Origin of the sequence: Glutamicibacter arilaitensis Re117, from assembly GCF_000197735.1 — a bacterium.
GTDB classification, from domain to species: Bacteria; Actinomycetota; Actinomycetes; order Actinomycetales; family Micrococcaceae; genus Glutamicibacter; species Glutamicibacter arilaitensis.
The window spans coordinates 794,222-812,887 of record NC_014550.1 but is presented as its reverse complement, the minus strand read 5'-3'; the positions used below and the strand labels follow the sequence as shown (position 1 = coordinate 812,887).

The window sequence follows — 18,666 nt, the reverse complement described above, 5'->3', positions numbered from 1 at the left end:
CGGTGACGCGCTCCATGACTAGTTTGCCTAGACCTACTTAGGGCTGGAAGCCGAATCGATCTTCAGCTCACCGGAGACGATCTGCTGCTTCAAAGCTTCGATCTCACTCTTGGTTTCTTCGCCGATTTCCTCGTCGAAGTTGTGGAACGGTGCCAGTGCAACGCCCTCATTTTCCAAGGTACCTACGTATGGGGTCGAGTCGAAGTTGCCTTCGGCGTCGGTGCGGAGAACGTCCTCAACCGCGGTGTCCATGGTCTTGATGACCGAAGTCAGCATGACGTCCTTGTAGTCAGGAGCGGTCAGGAAGCCATCAGAGTCAACCCAAACAAGCTTGGCTTCCTTGCCGGACTTGTTGGCTTCAACTACTGCAGCGCCAGCGCCCTTGCCCACTGGGCCGGCTACAGGCATGATCACGTCAGCGCCGGAAGCGATGAAGTTCTTGGTGATCTGCTTGCCCTTATCCTGCTTCTCGAAGTCGCCGGAGAAGGTACCGTTCTGCTTGTCCTTGTTCCAACCCAGCAGCTTGACGTCCTTGCCCTTGTCTTCGTTGAACTTGTCAACGCCGTCAGCGAAGCCGTCCATGAAGATGGTCACGGTTGGGATCTGGATGCCGCCGAAGGTGGCAACGGTGCCGGTCTTCGAGGCAGCCGCTGCTGCGTAGCCTGCCAGGTAAGCAGCCTGGGCCGTGTCATAGATGATCGGCTTGACGTTTTCGATCGGCTTCTCGTACTGGAAGTCGACGATCGCGAAGTTCTTGTCCGGGTTGGCAGCGGCCGCTTCAGCAGTCGCGTCACCGAGCAGGAATCCGATGGTTACGGTCAGGTCGCAGCCTGCGGTGACCATCCCGTTGAGGTTGGTCGTGAAGTCCGCGTTGGACTTGGATTCTGCGGTCTTGACCTGGATGCCCAGATCTTCCTTGGCGTTCATCAGGCCGCGGTGCGAGGACTCGTTGAAGGACTGGTCATCGAAGCCGCCGGAGTCGGAAACGATGCAGCCGACGAAGTCCTTGAACTGGCCATCCGAGCTGGACTCTTCCGGTGCAGCGCCGCAGGCGCTCAAAGCCAATGCTGAGATGCCGAGCATGGCAGCTGCCACGCCGGTCTTGCGCGATACGAAGCGCATCTGTTCCTCCAAAAAATCGTGCGAGATAATGCGGGAGGCAAGACACCTGACTCCCGTGCAAGGCTTCATTGCCTAGGCCTCACGCGAGCACACCAAAAGTCATAGCATTCCCATCGTTTCCATAGCCTATCGGAGATATCTCACAGGTAAAGACGATACAGATTACAAACAGGTAACTAAGCGGTCGCAAAACGGCAAGCGCTTAACGCCAATGCCCAAGTCACTGCCCGAATCGTTAAAGCGTCAAAGAAATGTTAAAAAACTTTCGGGTTTGATGTGGCCAACGCCCTATTTGGCGTTCGCCTCACTCACAGCCTGCAGTGCTGCCGCGGTCATGATTCGAACTCCCACGCCAATGCATGATTCGTCGGGGATGTAATCCCCCCGATGCAGGTCATAGGTTTTGCCGCCCGGGGTGCGGGTTCCCAGCCGAAGCATGGCCCCTGAAACCTTCTGCGTCATCCAGGCGAAGTCCTCCCCGCCCATGGACTGCGGAGTCAGCTCGATGGCCTCGGCTCCGAACTCGCGGCGCGCGGCGTCCTCGATCAATGCGGTCTCCGCCGGAGCGTTGACCACCGGTGGCACCCCGCGGGTGTGCTGAAGCTTGATTTCCACGCCGTACGGAGCGGCAATCTGGCGCACCGCGCTATCCAGTAATTCGCCTGCCTCATACCAGATGTCCCCGTCCAGACAGCGCATGGTGCCTGCGAGGTAGCCGGTGGCAGGAATGGCATTGGGCACGCTGCCAGCGTGGATCTGCCCCCACACGACCGAGACGGCCGAACGCACATCGACCTTGCGTCCCAGCACGGCAGGGACCTGGGTGGCGATCTGGCTCATGGCGAAAACGATGTCCTCGGTCAAATGCGGACGGGAGGTATGCCCGCCGCGGCCGTTGACCTCGATGCGGATGGTATCGCTGGCCGAGGTGATCGCACCAATGCGGGTACCGATGTGCCCGGCGTCGATCCGCGGGTCGCAGTGCAACGCCAGCACGCGCGGCACGCCATCAAGCAATCCCTGCTCGATCACCGACAGCGCTCCGCCAGGAAGCTTTTCTTCGGCAGGCTGGAAGATCACCCTCACGCGCCCTTCGAGCTTGCCAGCGGCATCCAGCTGGCCCAAGGCCAGGGCCACGCCGAGCATGACGGTGGTGTGGATGTCGTGGCCGCAGGCGTGCGCTACGCCCGGAGTCATCGAGGCGAATTCCAGATTTGTTTCTTCCACCACCGGCAACGCGTCGATGTCGGCGCGGAAAGCAATGCGGATTGGCCCTTGGCCGATATCCACGAAGGCTCCGGTCTCCGCCATCTTCTGCGGGGACAGGCCCGCGGCGCGCAAAGTTTCGAGAATGCGCTCGGTGGTTTGGTGCTCCGCAAAGGACAGTTCCGGGTTGCGGTGCAGTTCCCGGCGGAAGCCGATAAGTTGCTCGGCTAGCGGCTCGGTGACCTCGGCGACGGAAGCGACATTGCCATTTTCATTCACGGTAGACACCTTTTGAAGATACTCGTCCAGCGGCCCGGGAGGACAGTTTTCGCGTAATGTTCACGCGCAGCGTGCAACAGTCGCATGAAGCAGGGCGGCGGCGGGCCCCGGTTCTCCGGTGCCCGCCGCCGCCCTGCGACAGGGCTCTAGTCCTGCTGGATCAGCTCGGCGCAACGCTCGCCGATCATCATCACCGTGATGTTCGGATTAACCGTCACCAGCTCCGGCATCACCGACGCATCAGCCACCCGCAGGCCGCTCACGCCCTTGACCCGCAGCTGCGGATCCAGCGGACTCATCGCATCATCTTCGGCGCCCATGCGCACCGAACCGGCTGGATGGTAGACGGTGTTGTGGGTGCGGCGCAGGTAGTCGAAGATCTGGTCATCGGTTTGCACATCCTTGCCCGGGAACTGCTCCTCGCCGGCCCAATCAGCCATTGGGGACTGGGCGACGATCTCGCGTGCCTTGCGGATGCCGAAAGTCATCACCCTCGCGTCATGGCCTTCAGGGTCGGTGAAGTAGCGCGGATCGACCTTCGGCTTGTCCCGGAAGTCGCAGCTGCGCAAGCGCACGGTGCCGCGCGACTTCGCATGGGTGACATTCGGGGTCAGGCAGAAGGTATTCTCCCCGGTGGGGTAGCCCTGGCGCAGGGTGTGCATGTCGAAAGGCACCTGCCCGTAGTGCATCATCAGATCCGGGCGGTCCAGGCCTTCGCGGGTCGGGGTAAAGATGCCGATCTCCCACCACTGGGTGGAGGATTCGACCATGGGCTTCTTCGCTTCCCACTGGATCACGCCCTCCGGGTGGTCCTGCAGGTGCTCGCCCACGCCCGGGGAGTCGACCAGCACCTGAACGCCGACCTCCTCCAGGTGCTCGGCCGGGCCGATACCCGAAAGCATCAGCAGCTTGGGCGAATCGATGGCGCCGGCCGAGACCACGACCTCGCGGGCCGCGTTCAGGGTCGAGGTGCGCCCGAAGGCTCCGTCCACCACGTCGACGCCAGTGCAGCGCTTGGACGCGTCGAAATTCAGCTTGCGCGCCTGCAGCCCGGTGAGCAGGAAGAAGTTCTCCCGGCCGGTAATCGGGTGGATGTAAGACACCGAGGAGGAGGAGCGTGTGCCATCTGGCAGGCGGTTGATCTGGAAGAAGTTCGCACCGTTGACCACGGTCTGGTCATTGTTGAACTTCGCGCGCGGGATGCCAGCTTGTTCGGCGGCATCCAGGATCGCCACGCCGCAAGGGTCATTGGCCGGCACGTTCATCAGCTTCACCGGGCCCGAATCGCCATGGTGCGGCGCCTGCGGGCCGGCATCCTCATTGGTTTCCAGCTTCTTGTACAGGCGGTAGGCCATCTGCGAGTTCCAGCCGGTGGCACCGAACTTGGACTCCCATTCGTCGATGTCCTCGCGCGGCGCCCAGAAAGCGATGCAGGAGTTGTGGCTGGAGCACCCGCCCATCACCTTGGCCCGCGCATGGCGCATGAACGAGTTGCCGTTCTCCTGCTCCTCGATCGGGTAGTCCCAGTCAAGGCCGGATTCGAGCAGTTCCATCCAGCGGTCAAGCTGCAGGACCTCATCATAGCCGCGGTCATCGGGACCGGCTTCCACCAGCGCCACCGTCACCGAGGGGTCTTCGCTCAGCCGGGAGGCTGCCGCCGCGCCGGCGGAGCCGCCGCCGATAACGATGTAGTCGAAATCCTTCTTATGCATGCTCACGCTATGCCCTTTCTCGTTCAGCTTTGCTTCTGTGCGAACCAACCGGTAACCTGCGGGTTCAGATTCTGGTAGACGTGCTTGGCTTCCTGGTATTCGCCCAGGCCGGTCGGGCCCAGTTCGCGGCCCACCCCGGACTGGCCGAAGCCGCCCCATTCAGCCTGCGGCAGGTAGGGGTGGTAGTCGTTGATCCAGATGGTGCCGTGGCGCAGGCGCTTGGCCACGCGCGCGGCCTTTCCAGCATCCTGCGACCAGACAGCCCCAGCCAGGCCGTAGATGGTGTCATTGGCGATGGCCACCGCCTGATCCTCGGTTGAGAAGGTCTCCACGGTGATGGTCGGGCCAAAGGCCTCGTCCTGGGCCACCGACATCGAACCGGTGACCTGGTCGATGACCGTTGGCAGGTAGAAATGGCCGGAGCCCAGGCCGGCGCCGTCCTGTTCGGTGGCCCGGCGTCCGCCGCAGCGCACCCGCGCGCCCTCGGCGATGCCGGCCTGCACATAGGCGTCCACCTTTTCCAGATGGGCTGCCGAGATCAGCGCGCCGGTCTCCGCCTTCTGGTCGAAAGGCCCGCCCAGGGTAATCTGCTGCGCGCGGCGCACCAGCTCGTCGACGAACTTCTCGGCGATCGATTCGTGGATGACCAGGCGCGCGCCGGCGGAGCAGACCTGCCCGGAGTGCACGAACGCCCCATTGAGGGCATTATCCAGCGCAGCGTCGAAGTCCGCATCGGCGAAGACCACATTCGGGTTCTTGCCGCCCAGCTCCAAGGCCACCTTCTTCACCGTGCCAGCGGCAGCGGCGGCGACCTTGCGCCCGGTGACCAGGCCACCGGTAAAGGAGACTAGATCCACGTCCTTGTGCTCCGAGAGCACCGCGCCGGCCTGCGCGCCGGCGCCGGTGACCAGGTTGGCCACGCCAGCTGGCAGCCCAAGGTCCTTGAGGACCTCCATCATCAAGATCGCGGTGGACGGGGTCAATTCGGCCGGCTTGAGCACGAAGGAGCAGCCCGCGGCCAAAGCCGGAGCGATCTTCCATGCCGCCTGCAGCAATGGGTAGTTCCACGGGGTGATCATGGCGGCCACGCCTACCGGCTCGTAGTCGATCCGCGAGATGACATTCGGGTCGTTGGCATCGACTACGCGGCCGGCTTCCTGTCCAGCCAGCTTTCCGAAGTAGCGGAAGCAGGAGATGATGTCGTCCATGTCCAGCTCGGATTCGACCAGGCGTTTGCCGGTGTCCAGGGTTTCGGCCAGCGCGAATTCAGCCTTGCGCGCCACCAGCTGCTCGGCGGCTTTCAGCAGGAAGTCGCCGCGCTGCGCGGCCGGCACGCTGGACCAGATGCCCGAATCGAACGAGCGGCGGGCAGCTTCGATGGCCTTGATCGAATCGGCTTCCCCTGCCTCGGAAACGGTGGCCACCGCTTCCCCATTGGCCGGGCAGTTGATGGTGCGGGTTTCGCCGCTGGCCGCGGGCGTGAAAGCGCCGTCGATGAACAGCGTCGCGCCATGGTGCAGGAGCGGATTCTGGTTGCTCGGAGAACTCATGCTTCCTCTTTCAGGGTTGTTTCGAAATCTGATTCCCAGTCGGTTTTGGACGCGCCGTCGGAATTGATCTGGCTGGGAGCCGCCGATTCGGTTTGCGCTTCCAAGAATTCAAGGTGGGCTTCATACTGGTCCAGCACATCGCAGATCAGCTGTTCCTTGGTGAGCCCCATCAGGTCGTAGCCGTGGCTGCCTTCCTGGGAGAAGACCTCCATGCGGTAGTACACATCGGTGCCGGCCGAGACGCGGGCGTAGGTGGGCACCGGCAGCTGCACCGGATAGATCTGGTACTTGAAGGGCCGTTCGGCGCCGTTTTCCACCACCAGGTCCAGCGAGTTCAGCTCTAGGTTGGCCACTTGCTCGATATCCAGCGCCACCGTGGCGCCGCGGGCGGTGAATTCCTCGCTGACTTCCTGTAGGGCCGGCAATGCGACCTGCCCCAGGTAGCGCTTGGCCGAGCGGTGCCCAGGATAGGACATGGCCCGGGACAGCCGCTGCTTCCAATTGCGCTTCTCGGCGCCCGATCCCATCCGGCTGGTGAGCACCTTGTGCATGTTGTTGCGGTAGCGATCGGCCAGCGCCGATTCCATGCGCAGGGATTTGAACAGCCCCAGCATGATCAGCAGCAGCACGAAGGAGAAGGGCAGGCCCATGATGACCGTGGCGCCCTGCAGGGTGGAGATCCCATCGACGAAGAGCATGCCCAAGGTCAGCAAGCCGGTGGCCAGCGACCAGAACAATCGCACCGGCTTGGAGCCGTCGGACTGCGGATCCTTCAGGTGCGAGGTGAAGTTGGCCATCACCAGGGCACCGGAGTCGGCGCTGGTCACGTAGAACAGCAATCCGGTGAAGGTGGCGATCGCCGCGGTGATCGGTGCGCCGGGCATCTGGTCCAGCAGCGAGTAGAAGGCCCGTTCCGGGGTGTTCATCGCGACCTCGCCAAAGGCTTGATTGCCCGAGCGGACGATCGCCAGCGCGCTGTTGCCGAAGATCGAGATCCACAGCAGGATGAAAGCGAAAGGCACAACCAGCACGCCGGTGACAAACTGGCGGATGGTGCGTCCACGGGAAATGCGGGCCAGGAACAAGCCGACAAACGGCGCCCAGGCGATCCACCAGGCCCAGAAGAACAGTGTCCAGCCGTTGAGCCACTCATCGGGGCGGTCGTAGGCGAAGGTGTCCAGCGCCATCGAAGGGAACATCGCCAGGCTGTCGCCGATGTTGTTCACGATGCCGTCGAACAGGTAGGCGGTGGAGCCGGCAATCAGCACGAAGAGCATCAGCGCAACGCACAGCAGCACGTTGAGCTCGGAGAGCCGGCGGATACCCTTTTCCACACCGGTGAGCACCGAGATGGTCGCCATCACCACGGCGGCGACGATCAGGATGATCTGCCAGGAGCGGTTTTCGGGAATGCCGAACATATAGTTCAGCCCGTAGTTCAGTTGCGCGACGCCGATGCCCAGCGAGGTGGCGATGCCGAAGATCGTGCCGAGCATCGCGGCGATGTCCACGCTGTGCCCCACCCAGCCTTCGGTGCGCTTGCCCAGGATCGGGTAGAGCGCCGAGCGGATGGACAGCGGCAGGTTGTGGCGGTAGGCGAAGTAGCCCAGGGCCAGTCCCACCAGCGCATACAGGCCCCAGCCGAGCAGGCCGTAGTGGAACAGCGTCCAGACCAGCGCCTGGCGGGCCGCCTCGACGGTGGATCCCTCCATGGCCGGCGGAGCCAGGTATTGGGTGACCGGCTCCGCCACCGAGAAGAACATCAGGTCAATGCCGATGCCGGCGGCGAAGAGCATTGCCGCCCAGGTGAAGATGTTGAAGGACGGGCGCGAATGATCCGGGCCCAGCCGGGTTTTGCCCACCTTCGAGATCGCGACGCCGATCACGAAGACGAGCACCGCGACGACCACCAGGGTGTAGTACCAGCCGAAGTTCCGGCCAATCCAGGTTACGGCGGCGCTGATGGCCAGGTTGGCGGAATCGCGGTCGATAATGGCCCACAGGGCGATGGCCAGCACCAGCAGCGCAGAGCCGTAGAAGACTGCCTTGTTGATCCGGGTCTTGCCCGGCGGCGGCAGCGAGCCCGGCGGCGCGGGCTTTGCGGATTCGGACGGTTCGGAACTGATCTTGGCCGTAGTCATGGCTACCAACCTATCAATGCCCGGCAAGGGCGCCAAAGCACCGCAGGGCAAAACCCCACCTAGAATTCCATATCTGCGCAGGTCAAAGGAAGTCCCAGCAAATACCGGGCAGTAACATCCCGTGCTCCCCCAGCAGGGGCGAAGCTGTGCTAGAGCACCTCGGTAGCGCCGTCGGCCTTCAAGGCCTCCACGGTCTGCTTGACCTTCTGCGCATGCTCCTTGGTGGTCACCAGCAACGCGTCGGCGGTATCCACCACGACCACATCCTCGATCCCGACCAGGGCCACCACGCGCGGGCGGTCCGAATAGACCACGCCGGTCGCGCTGTCCGCGTACACGCGCACCGATTCGCCACCCAGGTTGATGATGCCCTCCTCGGCACTGGCCTTGTTCAAGCGGCCGATCGCGGCGAAGTCGCCCACGTCATCCCAGTTGAACACCCCTGGGATCACCGCGACATCTCCAGCTTCAGCAGCCGGCTCGGCCACCGCATAGTCAATGGCGATCTTCGGCAGATCGGCCCAGACTTCGCGCATCACGGTTTCGCGCTGATCGGTTTCCCAGGCATCGGCGATCTTCATCAGGCCGGCGTACAGTGCCGGCTCATTGGCTTCCAGGTGCTGGAGCATCAGGCTCACCGGTGCCACGAACATGCCGGCGTTCCACAGGAACCCGCCCGAGGCCAGGTACTTGCGCGCGGTGTCCTCATCGGGCTTCTCCACGAACTGCACCACCCCGCGGGCCGAAGGGGCATTGGGCACATCCAGCGGCTGGCCGGTCTGGATGTAGCCGAATCCGGTGGAAGGGTGGGTGGGATGGATCCCGATGGTCACGATCTTGCCGGTCGCAGCGGTGTGGATCGCTTCGCTCAGCGCGGCCTGGAACACCTCGACCGGCTCGATGACCTGGTCAGCGGCGAAGGAGCCCATGATGATGCTCGGGTCGCGGCGGTACAGGATCGCGGCGGCCAGGCCGATCGCGGCGGCCGAATCGCGCGGCTCCGGCTCAAGGACCAGGTCCTCGTCGCACAGCTCGGGCAGCTGGGACACTACGGCTCCGCGGTGCGCGCGACCGGTGACCACCATGATGCGTTCGCCGGCCAGCGGGACCAGGCGGTCATAGGTGGCGCGGATCAGCGTGGATCCGGAACCGGTCAGATCGTGCAAAAACTTCGGAGCGGAAGCCCGCGAGAGGGGCCACAATCGGGTACCGACACCACCGGCGGGGATCACGCCGTGGAATCGGGCTAATAGGTCTGCATTCACGCCTTCCAGACTAATTCATTCGGTGGATAATCCGGTCCATTGAAACCTGTGCAACAGATTAAATACGAAAACATCGCATGAGGTATTACGGGCGGAATTTCGGCCTTTTAGCGCATAATTAGCGCTTTTCGGTGAACATGCTCACAGGAACGAGACACGAAATAGATTGGAGCTGGCTTAGTGGTTTAGACTCGCACAAGGAACGCTCGCACAAGTGCGTCAAATCTCATTGTGTGCAATATACACATGCGCCGTTGCGAGCCTTGGAGGTTTAGTTCAGTGTCGAAGACTTCGTCAGGCACCCTATACCGCGGCCATGAAGGCATGTGGTCCTGGGTGGGACACCGAGTCACCGGTGTCGTTATTTTTCTTTATTTGCTGGTGCACGTGCTTGATACGGCCATGGTCCGTGTCGATGCCGGCGCCTACGACGCAATCATTAGCACCTATCAGACCCCGTGGATGGCACTTGGTGAAACCGGTCTGGTTGCAGCAATCCTCTTCCACGCATTCAACGGCCTGCGCTTGATCCTGGTCGACTTCTGGAAGCAGGGCACCAAGTACCAGCGCCAGATGCTCTGGGGCGTTCTGATCCTCTGGGTCATCGTCTTCGCAGGCTTCGCTATCCGTCACCTGTCGATCGCATTCGGAGGCCACTAAGCCATGAGCGTTTCTATTCCTGCTCCCCGCAGCCAGCGCATTGATCCAAAGTACAAGCGTGGACCGAAGTCCCGCGGCAGCTTCGAGATGCTGGCATGGCTGTTCATGCGCCTCTCCGGCGTAGTACTGGTTATCTTGATCTTCGGCCACCTGTTCTCCAACCTGATGGTCGGCGAAGGCATCTCCGGCATCGGCTTCGGCTTCGTCGCTGGCAAGTGGGCTTCGCCGCTGTGGCAGTTCTGGGACCTGGCCATGCTGTGGCTTGCAATGCTGCACGGCACCAACGGCGTGCGCACCATCATCAACGACTACGCAGAGAAGCACGCAACCCGTGCTTGGCTCAAGGGCATCCTGTACGTCGCAACGATCTTCATCATCGTTCTTGGTTCCCTGGTGATCTTCACCTTCGACCCATGCGTCGCCGGCAGCACCCTGCCGCAGTGCTAATTGGAACTCCCCAGTTCACCAGCCACAAAGATTTTTGTAGAAAAGAGAGCATCTAGAATGCAGGTACATAAGTACGACGTAGTCATCGTCGGTGCCGGCGGCGCAGGCATGCGCGCAGCGATCGAATCCGGTCAGCGCGCACGCACCGCAGTGCTAACCAAGCTTTACCCGACCCGCTCGCACACCGGTGCAGCCCAGGGCGGCATGTGCGCAGCACTTGCCAACGTCGAGGAAGACAACTGGGAATGGCACACCTTCGACACCATCAAGGGTGGCGACTACCTGGTTGACCAGGATGCAGCAGAGGTCATGGCCAAGGAAGCCATCGACGCCGTGCTGGACCTGGAAAAGATGGGCCTCCCATTCAACCGCACCCCAGAGGGCAAGATCGACCAGCGCCGCTTCGGCGGCCACACCCGCGACCACGGCAAGGCCGCCGTACGCCGCGCCTGCTACGCAGCTGACCGTACCGGCCACATGATCTTGCAGACCCTGTACCAAAACTGCGTCAAGCACAACGTCGAGTTCTACAACGAGTACTACGTGCTGGACCTGCTGATGGTCGAAGAGGATGCCTACCGCGAGGACGGCACCGCCTACAAGCAGAAGCGCGTTGCCGGCGTCGTGTCCTACGACCTGGCTACCGGCGAACTGCACGTCTTCCAGGCCAAGTCGGTCATCTTCGCTTCGGGCGGCGCGGGCAAGGTCTTCAAGACCACCTCGAACGCTCACACCCTGACCGGTGACGGCATGTCCATCGCTTTCCGCTCGGGTCTGCCACTGGAAGACATGGAGTTCTTCCAGTTCCACCCAACAGGCCTTGCCGGCCTGGGCATCCTGCTCACCGAGGGTGCACGTGGCGAAGGCGCAATTCTGCGTAACTCGGATGGCGAACGCTTCATGGAGCGCTACGCACCGACCATCAAGGACCTGGCACCACGTGACATCGTGGCCCGCGCCATGGCCAACGAAGTGCGCGAAGGCCGCGGCTGCGGTCCTAACAAGGACTACGTGCTGCTGGATTTGACCCACTTGGAACCAGAGCACATCGAATCCAAGCTGCCTGACATCACCGAATTCGCCCGCACCTACCTGGGTGTCGAGCCATTCACCGATCCAGTGCCTGTGTACCCAACCGCGCACTACGCCATGGGCGGCGTGCCAACCAATATCAACACCGAAGTGCTGCAGGACAATGACACCGTCATTCCTGGCCTGTTCGCTGCCGGCGAGGTTGCTTGTGTATCGGTCCACGGTTCGAACCGCCTGGGCACCAACTCGCTGCTGGACATCAACGTGTTCGGCAAGCGCGCCGGCGTGGCCGCTGCCGAGTACTCCAAGACCGCCGACTTCGTCGAGCTGCCTCAGAACCCGGAAGCATTCGTCACCGCACAGATCGAAGGCGTGCTCTCGGGCAACGGCACCGAGCGCGTCTCGGACCTGCGTTCGACCCTGCAGGAGACCATGGACGCCAACGTCCAGGTATTCCGCGACGAGCGTTCGCTGAAGGAAGCGCGCGACGTGATCGAAGATCTGCGCATCCGCTACAAGAACATCAGCATCCAGGACAAGGGCAAGCGCTTCAACCTGGATCTGCTCGAAGCCATCGAGCTGGGCTTCCTGCTCGACTTGGCCGAGGTCATCACCGTTGCTGCATTGCACCGCAAGGAATCCCGCGGCGGCCACTACCGCGAGGACTTCCCAGACCGCGACGATGAGAACTTCATGAAGCACTCGATGTCCTACCGTGACGCAGACGCTGTCACCGAAGACATCAAGGGCATCCGCATGGAGACCAAGCCTGTGGTCTTTACCCGTTACCAGCCAATGGAGCGTAAGTACTAATGAGCACCGAACTGCCAGAACCACCGTCAAAGATCGACCTGAAGCCAGGCGTTGGCGGCGGCGGAGAAATCCCTAGCTTCGACATCACCCTGCGCGTTCGTCGCTACCTCCCAGAGGCCACCGCGGATGCATACTGGGAAGACTTCAAGCTGACCATGTACGGCACCGACCGTGTGCTGGACGCCCTGCACAAGGTCAAGTGGGAACAGGACGGCACCTTGTCGTTCCGCCGCTCCTGCGCCCACGGTGTTTGCGGTTCCGATGCCATGCGCATCAACGGCCGCAACCGCCTGGCCTGCAAGACCCTGCTCAAGGACCTGGACACCACCAAGCCAATCACCGTTGAAGCCATCAAGGGCCTGCCCCTTGAAAAGGACCTCATCGTTGACATGGAACCGTTCTTCCAGTCCTACCGCGAGATCATGCCATTCCTGATCTCCAAGGGCCACGAGCCAACCAAGGAACGCTACCAGTCCGCTGAAGATCGCGAGATCTTCGACGACACCACCAAGTGCATCCTGTGTGCTGCGTGCACCAGCTCGTGCCCAGTGTTCTGGACCGATGGCCAGTACTTCGGCCCAGCTGCGATCGTGAACGCACACCGCTTCATCTTCGACTCGCGCGATGATGCAGGCGACATGCGCCTGGAGATCCTGAACGACAAGGAAGGCGTGTGGCGCTGCCGCACCACCTTCAACTGCACCGAGGCTTGCCCACGCGGCATCCAGGTGACCAAGGCTATCGCCGAGGTTAAGCAGGCAATCCTGGCGCGCACCGTCTAAGACAGCGCTGAAGGGCCCGAACCAAATGGTTCGGGCCCTTTGCTTTGCCCTGGACGTCGCGGAGACTAATTAGATCTTTCCTCGTCGACCATCGTTTCAGCCTCTTCGTCAGGTTTCGCCGGTAGCTTCCCCGCACTAAAAATCAATGCCAAGCAAGTCGATGACAGTGTCGCTAGAACCAGAACTAAAACAGGGTTACCGACTGCATTCAATGCATAGGCCACCCAGGAAGCAGCAAGACCACATAGCGCTGCGATGGAGAAAACCCAACCTATCATCGCCTTAAAACGAGCTCGTTCAAGGGACATTTGACGCAGCGTAGAAACCGTGAAGGTGATGGCGCCACCGGTAGCCGTAGCAACTATTATGCCTGGCGCTGCCCACAAACGATCGATTCCAAGTTGAGAATACAACAAAGCCACGATCAAAGTACTCCCATAACCCAAAATACCCAGGACAGATAAAATTCTCAAATATCTCATCACACGTTGAGATGGGCCCTTCATAATGCGCCCGGATATCAATGGCAAGACGGCTGAAAGACTTCCAACAAGTACAAAAAGAAGGCTCAAACGAGTCGGACCCGCCTGCCCTGATCCTGAAATCCAAAGTAGGACATAGATACCGGTAACGGCGGACGCGATGGTCGCAACACCGGAAACCCACGGCGAGAGAATTCCACCGTCTACGAGCACTTTCGCTCTTGTCGGGAAGAAATGATTTCTTAGCGCCGCATTCAACGATTCCTTGTGCGACATATTTTCTACTTCATGTTCCGGCTCGAATTGGGAACGAGATGCTGTACGTAAGACCACGGCACAGATGGACAACACAATATTGACAGTCACGCCGATAATAATTCCTTGGGTTGCAGTTAGTGCACCAAGAGACTTTCCAACGACTGCTCCACAGATAATAGTGCCAACGGCAATCATCGTGTTGCCACGAATGGCGGCAGTGGAATCTACTTGGCCAAGATCGTTTAAATAGAATTCTTCAGCCAGGTCAACCAAAAGCGGCAGAATCGAGACGAAGGCGAGATACACAATGAGCGCGGCGACCATAGTCTGTGGAAAAACTAAAATGCAAACCAATAACGCAATCGAAAGAATTACGTCACAACTTTCGGCAAACACTAACACTCGCCCAGGGACTTTTTTCCCAATGATTGGAGCGATGACCACGGCTAGTGCATCCTCGACTTCGGTAAGCGTCTTATACAAAGGAATCCAAATAACAGGAAATACACCAAGCGCAACCATTCCAGAAACGGCCCCATCTAGAACTTGAGTGCCTAAAAATGATGCTAGAAGCCCGCTAGTCATCATTATTTGTGAACGTCTAACTTTTCTCAGGTGCGTTAAGCGCATTTTCGTTAACCCGACTATTTATCGATTGGTGGCCAAGGAGAATCTAGCAAGGACCTATGCAGTCTGTCTCGCGCGTCCTGGTGATTGACACAAGAGTTGTACTGGACAAGGCTTTCCGCGTGTAAGTAGTCAACGGCACGCTTTGCGTATACTTCATATAAGGTATCGTGCTCGAGCGCAAAGCGGCACAGGGCAACGACTTTCATTAAATCGAACCTACGTAAAGCTACAACATCAAAGTCGCCTTGTTGATATTCGTCCTCTCGATGTGCATTCATTATTTCAACGCTCAAATCTACCGGGGTTCGCAATTATTGCACGAGCCTCATCCGTTAAACCAAATGGCTTAATAGCGAGCGGTGTTAGCCAAGCAACTAATTCACGCCGCTCTTCGTCGAGTTCATTGCTTGACGCCCTGGCTAAAAGTGAAGATAGAAACGCTGCTCTAAACGAGGCTACTTGGCAAAGCTTCAATGATTCCTTTGACCCCTCGGTAATGAACGCTGATGCATGCAAGAGCGAAATATGCGAATAAACATGAAACGCGTCAAAAGATCTTGATAAATTCCAGTAAGTTCTTGAATTCTTAGTAGTCCACCAAGGAATTTCTATATTTTCATCTGCATTTTCGTCAAGTTGGTATCGAAACAAACCTCGAGCGATATATTGGGCCTTAGAATGTAACGCCTCATGAAGTATTGAAGCCGAACCCACATACGGTGAAGAAAATGTATCACGTCCGAAGTAGGCTAGCCCAACCAGATCCCCCCAGCTCCCGCCGACAAACTCTGATGAATCAATAAACCTAACTCGATTCAGGTAGAAAAGAGAATCTACACCCATAGCACCACCGTAAGCGATCAGGTGATGAACTGACTTTTCGAAATTGGCAATCATCGCATCCGGGGCTAGGATTTCCTTTCCTGTACGATTCCTTACCGCATCATCAAGAAAACCATCATTCGCATGATCAGCCTGTAGAAGGCTTCTCCATTCCAATGACTCAATTCGATATTTAATCGGGGTAAAAATAACCTCTAAATGCTCCAGAAAACTTTCTTTCTCGCCGAGTTTACTGGACTCAACGGCTGCTTGCGCGACAGGGTGAGCAGCACCTTTCATAATGTCAGCCTCTGGTACATTAGTTTTTTCATACCATGGAATTGCGGCCCGCATTATTATATCTCGATCCCCCCACCGCCCCTCACCTGTTAATTGAATTTTACGCGCCACTTCAACAGGATCGAAACTAATCGGCACTATTTTCACTCCTATGTCTAAAGAACTTCAATATTTCTTGTGTCCTCAATCTCCCCGTTGGTTCAATCGGATAACCAAATTTAATTTGGTTAAATCGTTCCGCTCCTGGAATCATCACTTGAACCACAAGGGCTGAAGAATATACATCCTTCCAAACTATTCTCCCGTATACCTTGTAACCTGCCTCTTCAATCTGGCTCTTCAGGAATAAGAGTGTAACCACCTGAAACCAACACCCCGATTCCCGGGCATGTCGCCGAGCACGAAAAAGTCGAGGTCTTCCAGAAGAATGGAAGTTACTACACTAGCCATTTTCGAAAGACCTCGACGTTGCTCAATCCTACCTTCACCGCACCAGACCTCACCACTTTCACCAATCTTGACGGCTTGGGACTGACCGCAATCGGGCAACACCTGAGCGCAGCGAAAGCCGAAATCCTCTGCCACGTCACCAACCCGATCCCTTGGTGCCAAACCTGCGGAGCAGCAGGCATTCCACGCGATACCGTCACCCGCCGCCTCGCCCACGAACCATTGGGCTGGCGTCCCACTGTCCTAGTCATCAAACACCGCCGCTACCGTTGCGCCAATTGCCAACGAGTCTGGCGTGAAGAGCTGTCCCAAGCAGTAGCGCCACGCCAGAAAATCAGCAGGACCGGGCTACGCTGGGCGCTGGTTGGACTGGTCTGCCACCACTTGTCAGTCTCCCGAATTGCCGAAGGCCTCGGCGTCACCTGGAATACCGCCAATGAGGCTGTGCTGGCTGAAGGTCAACGCTTACTGATTGATGATCCAACCCGCTTCGACGGGGTCAAAGTGCTGGGAGTCGATGAACATGTTTGGCGGCATACCCGAACCGGCGACAAATACGTCACCGTGATTGTGGACCTCACCGCGGTGCGTGACGGCACCGGTACCGCACGACTGATCGACATGGTCCCTGGAAGATCCAAAGCTGTATTCAAAACCTGGCTGGCTGATCAAGAAGAACAATGGAAACAGGGCATTGAAGTCGTCGCAATGGACGGTTTCACCGGCTTCAAAACAGCTGCCGTCGAGGAGCTACCCCACGCGGTGGAGGTGTTGGATCCATTCCATGTAGTCAAACTAGGTTCCGAGGCGCTGGACCAGACCCGGCAACGGATTCAACGTGAGCAACATGGGCGTCGAGGACGCAAGGATGACCCGCTTTACAAGTGCAGGCGAACGCTGACCACGGGACTATCCTTGGCTACGGAAAAGCAGAAGACCAAGCTTGAAGACCTGTTCAAGGAGCCGGAGTATGAGCCGGTTCAATTGGTCTGGAGCGTGTATCAGAAGATGGTGGATGCCTACCGGCAACCGAAGCCCGAGGTCGGACGGTGGGCCTTGGAGCAACTGATCAACGAAGTTGGCACGAAGGTACCGAAAGGGTTGCCGGAGCTGAAAAAGCTCGGCGGCACCCTGCGCAGGAGGAAGACGGACATTCTCGCGTACTTTGATCATATTGGTAGTTCGAATGGTCCTACCGAGGCTTTGAATGGCAGGTTGGAGCATCTGCGAGGTATCGCGTTGGGGTTCAAGAATCTGGCGCACTATATCGCCCGGTCGTTGTTGGAGACCGGTGGGTTTAGACGGCGTTTACACCCTCAATCCTGAAGAGCCTTCAATCTGTCTTATTAAATTATTGTCCGTACGCGAATAATCGGAGGTTCCAGATGAGAAATCTTTCTCGCTCGTTTTATGAATCAAAAATGGATGGTCCAAATTTGCAGCATGTAAAAGATTTGGAAACCTATTAAGTACTTTGAAATCGGGGTTTCCGCCGTCATCAACTACAGTTTCCCCTTTTTCATTTGCCGACATTTCTTGAATAATCTCCTCAAGCGCGCGTTCTGCGGCATACATTATATTGAGACTAGTTCCAAAACCAACGAGTCGCTTTCCCAAATACGGCCGTTCAGAAAATGCCGCAACTGTGCGTCCCCCAATACTTTCTATTTCCGTCAAATAAATGTGATCACAAAGAGCTTTCTCAATTAGCTTCTTTTGTTCGTCTAGGTACGAATCACCGACTACTGAATACGAGTCAAAACTGCGTTTATGGATGCAGGACTCAATTAATGCATTCCCTGTGGCATCCCGCTCAATCACCTCATTAATTCCATGGAGAAGCGCGTCGCGTATGTCTGTACCTGCCGCATAACCCGATGACGACGAATACGCGGAAAGCTTCTTTTCGCAACCCGCATAGTCCACTGAACTCATGTCAACTGCAGCAGCGGGAAATATCTGAGTTTCTTGGGTAAAACCATACTCGCTTGAAACTCTGCGAAAACTAACGCCATTTGCAATCCTGGACTGAGCAGCATATCTCACGAGGGGATCGTCCAGAGAAGAATAACTAAAGTCGTAATCTACTCTTTTCAACCCACTGCCGGGTAGCACTCCTACCGCTGCCGCATGTTCAAGGAGCTCAAACAAGGCACTAGCTTCCGCCTGGTCCCCAGCACCCTTGCCACCCGACTGTTCAAGGATCTCTGAGTCGTCGCCTACAAGGTGAGCACGCCATGCTTTAAACTCAAGATTCTCGACACTCTTAAGGACACACATTTCGACTTTGAACCCCATCCTAAAAATGGCCTGGGTTGCTATAGATATAGCTGTCGAAGTTGCATGACTTCGCTCTGTATCAGATCGGCGCCCACGACTAACCGTGGGCGCCGATACAATTTTCGATCGGAAAATCAGTTACTTGCCCCTTCCTTGACGGCTAACTGGCTTTCCACTTCTTGCGAATCTTCGTCCAGGAAGAAGTCATATTCCGGCTCTTCGATTTTTAGCGTGGTGACCCGAAAAAGAAGTAAGGCTGTGAGTCTTGTAGTGGCTGGTCTGGGATCAGCTGGCAGGGTAGATGCCAGGCTTCCCTCCGACGTGGGCATGACTCAAAGTAAGGCTGACCCCTGAGGTGTCGTTTGCGAGAATTGTCTGTCTACGTTGTTGGGCGGCCGGCGCCAACCCGGCCCACCTCGGTAGCCTGATCAGAAG

Annotated in this window: 14 protein-coding genes; 5 read left to right on the top strand and 9 right to left on the bottom strand. The window is 58.4% G+C overall.

Going from position 1 to position 18,666, the window contains the following annotated elements; all coding sequences use genetic code 11:
* Positions 1 to 33: 33 nt before the first annotated feature.
* The 6 genes from AARI_RS04180 to AARI_RS04155 all read right to left on the bottom strand — a co-directional run bounded on the left by AARI_RS04180 (position 34) and on the right by AARI_RS04155 (position 9,275).
* Positions 34 to 1,122 (bottom strand): BMP family lipoprotein, encoded by a 1,089-nt coding sequence (locus tag AARI_RS04180; RefSeq protein WP_013348100.1) that lies wholly within the window; start codon positions 1,120 to 1,122, stop codon positions 34 to 36.
* A gap of 288 nt (positions 1,123 to 1,410) precedes the next feature.
* Positions 1,411 to 2,607 carry an amidohydrolase gene (locus AARI_RS04175; RefSeq protein WP_013348099.1) on the bottom strand — a complete coding sequence of 399 codons (1,197 nt, stop codon included), beginning with the start codon at positions 2,605 to 2,607 and terminating at the stop codon, positions 1,411 to 1,413.
* Positions 2,608 to 2,753: 146 nt separating this feature from the next.
* The gene (locus tag AARI_RS04170) at positions 2,754 to 4,319 is read right to left on the bottom strand and encodes a GMC family oxidoreductase (protein WP_041648469.1); all 1,566 of its coding nucleotides are present in this window, start codon (positions 4,317 to 4,319) and stop codon (positions 2,754 to 2,756) included.
* A gap of 23 nt (positions 4,320 to 4,342) precedes the next feature.
* On the bottom strand, positions 4,343 to 5,869 hold the full coding sequence (locus tag AARI_RS04165; RefSeq protein WP_013348097.1) for an aldehyde dehydrogenase family protein: 1,527 nt from the start codon (positions 5,867 to 5,869) through the stop codon (positions 4,343 to 4,345).
* Positions 5,866 to 8,010 (bottom strand): choline BCCT transporter BetT, encoded by a 2,145-nt coding sequence (gene betT, locus AARI_RS04160; protein ID WP_013348096.1) that lies wholly within the window; start codon positions 8,008 to 8,010, stop codon positions 5,866 to 5,868. The genes AARI_RS04165 and betT overlap by 4 nt, the downstream gene beginning before the upstream one ends.
* A 149-nt stretch (positions 8,011 to 8,159) precedes the next feature.
* Positions 8,160 to 9,275 (bottom strand): mannose-1-phosphate guanylyltransferase, encoded by a 1,116-nt coding sequence (locus AARI_RS04155; protein WP_013348095.1) that lies wholly within the window; start codon positions 9,273 to 9,275, stop codon positions 8,160 to 8,162.
* Positions 9,276 to 9,521: 246 nt separating this feature from the next.
* Here AARI_RS04155 and sdhC point away from each other — a divergent pair, with 246 nt between their 5' ends.
* From sdhC to AARI_RS04135, 4 genes are read left to right on the top strand one after another with little or no spacing between them, the layout of a single operon-like run.
* A complete protein-coding gene (gene sdhC / locus AARI_RS04150) occupies positions 9,522 to 9,935 on the top strand; it encodes a succinate dehydrogenase, cytochrome b556 subunit (RefSeq protein WP_102598273.1) in 414 nt (137 codons plus the stop codon).
* A 3-nt stretch (positions 9,936 to 9,938) separates the two neighbouring features.
* Positions 9,939 to 10,382, top strand: a complete 444-nt coding sequence (locus AARI_RS04145; RefSeq protein WP_013348093.1) for a succinate dehydrogenase hydrophobic membrane anchor subunit — start codon at positions 9,939 to 9,941, stop codon at positions 10,380 to 10,382.
* A gap of 57 nt (positions 10,383 to 10,439) precedes the next feature.
* The gene (sdhA, locus tag AARI_RS04140; protein WP_013348092.1) at positions 10,440 to 12,227 is read left to right on the top strand and encodes a succinate dehydrogenase flavoprotein subunit; all 1,788 of its coding nucleotides are present in this window, start codon (positions 10,440 to 10,442) and stop codon (positions 12,225 to 12,227) included.
* Positions 12,227 to 13,009: a succinate dehydrogenase iron-sulfur subunit gene (locus AARI_RS04135; protein WP_013348091.1), complete on the top strand. Its 783-nt coding sequence runs from the start codon at positions 12,227 to 12,229 to the stop codon at positions 13,007 to 13,009. The genes sdhA and AARI_RS04135 overlap by 1 nt, the downstream gene beginning before the upstream one ends.
* Before the next feature lie 65 nt (positions 13,010 to 13,074).
* On the opposite strand, the gene AARI_RS04130 is transcribed toward AARI_RS04135, so the two are convergent.
* On the bottom strand, positions 13,075 to 14,337 hold the full coding sequence (locus tag AARI_RS04130) for an MFS transporter (RefSeq protein ID WP_041648465.1): 1,263 nt from the start codon (positions 14,335 to 14,337) through the stop codon (positions 13,075 to 13,077).
* A gap of 324 nt (positions 14,338 to 14,661) precedes the next feature.
* Positions 14,662 to 15,639, bottom strand: coding sequence for a hypothetical protein (locus AARI_RS04120; protein WP_157867085.1), 978 nt, complete (start codon positions 15,637 to 15,639; stop codon positions 14,662 to 14,664).
* Positions 15,640 to 15,969: 330 nt separating this feature from the next.
* Here AARI_RS04120 and AARI_RS04115 point away from each other — a divergent pair, with 330 nt between their 5' ends.
* A complete protein-coding gene (locus tag AARI_RS04115) occupies positions 15,970 to 17,277 on the top strand; it encodes an ISL3-like element ISAar19 family transposase (RefSeq protein WP_013347368.1) in 1,308 nt (435 codons plus the stop codon).
* Here the strand turns inward: AARI_RS04115 and AARI_RS04110 are convergent.
* Complete coding sequence (locus AARI_RS04110; RefSeq protein WP_041648459.1) at positions 17,260 to 18,249, bottom strand: YcaO-like family protein; 990 nt, start codon at positions 18,247 to 18,249, stop codon at positions 17,260 to 17,262. The genes AARI_RS04115 and AARI_RS04110 overlap by 18 nt on opposite strands.
* Positions 18,250 to 18,666: the final 417 nt, after the last annotated feature.

Excerpts from the sequence above, each read along its gene's own strand:
- AARI_RS04180 (WP_013348100.1), bottom strand. The coding sequence starts at position 1,122 with ATGCGCTTCGTATCGCGCAAGACCGGCGTGGCAGCTGCCATGCTCGGC.
- AARI_RS04170 (WP_041648469.1), bottom strand. The coding sequence starts at position 4,319 with ATGCATAAGAAGGATTTCGACTACATCGTTATCGGCGGCGGCTCCGCC.
- AARI_RS04165 (WP_013348097.1), bottom strand. The coding sequence starts at position 5,869 with ATGAGTTCTCCGAGCAACCAGAATCCGCTCCTGCACCATGGCGCGACG.
- betT (WP_013348096.1), bottom strand. The coding sequence starts at position 8,010 with ATGACTACGGCCAAGATCAGTTCCGAACCGTCCGAATCCGCAAAGCCC.
- sdhC (WP_102598273.1), top strand. The coding sequence starts at position 9,522 with ATGCGCCGTTGCGAGCCTTGGAGGTTTAGTTCAGTGTCGAAGACTTCG.
- AARI_RS04145 (WP_013348093.1), top strand. The coding sequence starts at position 9,939 with ATGAGCGTTTCTATTCCTGCTCCCCGCAGCCAGCGCATTGATCCAAAG.
- sdhA (WP_013348092.1), top strand. The coding sequence starts at position 10,440 with ATGCAGGTACATAAGTACGACGTAGTCATCGTCGGTGCCGGCGGCGCA.
- AARI_RS04135 (WP_013348091.1), top strand. The coding sequence starts at position 12,227 with ATGAGCACCGAACTGCCAGAACCACCGTCAAAGATCGACCTGAAGCCA.
- AARI_RS04130 (WP_041648465.1), bottom strand. The coding sequence starts at position 14,337 with ATGATGACTAGCGGGCTTCTAGCATCATTTTTAGGCACTCAAGTTCTA.
- AARI_RS04110 (WP_041648459.1), bottom strand. The coding sequence starts at position 18,249 with ATGGGGTTCAAAGTCGAAATGTGTGTCCTTAAGAGTGTCGAGAATCTT.